Source organism: Peterkaempfera griseoplana (assembly GCF_001418575.1).
GTDB classification, from domain to species: Bacteria; Actinomycetota; Actinomycetes; order Streptomycetales; family Streptomycetaceae; genus Peterkaempfera; species Peterkaempfera griseoplana.
The window spans coordinates 1-1,366 of the sequence record NZ_LIQR01000659.1; the positions used below are offsets into that span (position 1 = coordinate 1).

The following is a 1,366-nucleotide window of genomic DNA, read 5'->3' on the forward strand; positions in this document are numbered from 1 at the left end:
GCGCAGCAGCGCCACGGCCTCGCTGCGGCGGTCGTGCAGGCGCTCCAGCTGCAGGGCGCCGTAGCCGACCCGGAAGACGGTACGGGCGGCGAACGAAGCCGTCGCGGTGGTCATGACGTTGTCTCCTCGGTCGGTGTACGCAAGGCGGTGTACAGGAGTTCGGCCTGGTAGAGCGCCATGATCCGGTGGGCGGTCGGGGCGGCGCTCTCCCGGGCGCGGGCCGGCTCGTGGTGCTGCGTCTTGACGAGCCAGGCCGTGACGCAGTCGTGCAGCATGGCGCGCATCCGGTCGGTCATGTCGACGACGATGTCGCGGACGGCCGGGTCGGTGGTCGCCTCACCCCAGGTCTGCACGCCGACCCGGGCCTCGGCGGGGTCGATCGCGGCGATCAGGAGGGAGAGCAGCTCGTCGGGGTCGGGGGGGGTGTCGGCTGCGGCGTACTGGCCGAGGACGTCGGCGCGCTTGGCGAGCACCTCGCGGGCGGTGACCCGGACCAGGTCGGCCTTGTTGCGGTAGTGCGCGTAGATGGAGCCGGCGGAGAGGCCGGATTCGGCGGTGATGTCGGCGATCGAGGTCCGCTCCAGGCCGTTGCGGCTGAAGCAGCGGATGGCGGCTTCGGCGATCTGGGTACGCCGGAGTTCCTTGCGCGCGTCAGTGAGCCGAGGCACCACAACCCCCACAAAAGGAATGGCTGTTCTTCTTGTGCAGACACTAGCAGTATCGCTGTTCTGTTTGTGGCGGGTGTGTCCCGGACGGGAAGGACCGGTCGATACGACGGGCCGACGCGGGCCGGCGGACGGCACCGGTTGACCCTTTCCAGGAGCGGACGCGAGGCGTACGACCTGTACTGACGGACCGTCAACCAGTGCCCTGTAGGCTGCGGCCGTGTTCGAGTACCACGGGTGGATCGCCATCGTGGAGACCGCCGCCGCAGACGACGAGGACTCCGGCGTCGGTCTGCGGGGAATCGTCGAGGGCGTCGAGCNNAACAGCCCTTATCTGCTCGACCTGCGGTGGATGAACGGCTCAGCTTTCGTCCACCTCGGGGGGTGCCCCAACCACCGTGACGCGGAGATTCTGAGGTTCTTCCGGGAGGTCGGCGAGCGGGCGCCGGGCTCGTACGGGCTGCTGCATGTGCGTGACGACGAGGACCCCGGTCACGAGAACGAGGTCCTCGTCTGGAGGCTGGCGCGGGGCACGGCGACCTGCCACGTGGAGTCGCTGCTCTCGCCGTGCATTCCGGCACTCGAGGACCCGTTCGAGGAGTGAGCGGGCCACAGCCATCCGGAGTGGTCCGCCGGTCGCAGCGGGGTGCCGGCGGGCGGGGCCGGCCTGGCCGTAGCAGGGCTCGGTGGGCCAGGCGTCG

The 1,366-nt window shown here is 70.2% G+C and carries 1 protein-coding gene and 2 pseudogenes; 2 read left to right on the top strand and 1 reads right to left on the bottom strand.

What is annotated here, in order from left to right:
* Positions 1 to 110: 110 nt before the first annotated feature.
* Entirely contained in the window at positions 111 to 668 is a 558-nt protein-coding gene (locus AOK09_RS34940) for a TetR/AcrR family transcriptional regulator (RefSeq protein ID WP_157876165.1), read from the bottom strand.
* Between the two features lie 217 nt (positions 669 to 885).
* On the opposite strand from AOK09_RS34940, the pseudogene AOK09_RS42885 reads away from it, so the two are divergent.
* A pseudogene (locus AOK09_RS42885) lies at positions 886 to 985 on the top strand (hypothetical protein); the annotation flags it as partial.
* Between the two features lie 2 nt (positions 986 to 987).
* Positions 988 to 1,269, top strand: a pseudogene (locus tag AOK09_RS34945) (Imm7 family immunity protein); the annotation flags it as partial.
* Positions 1,270 to 1,366 lie beyond the last annotated feature (97 nt).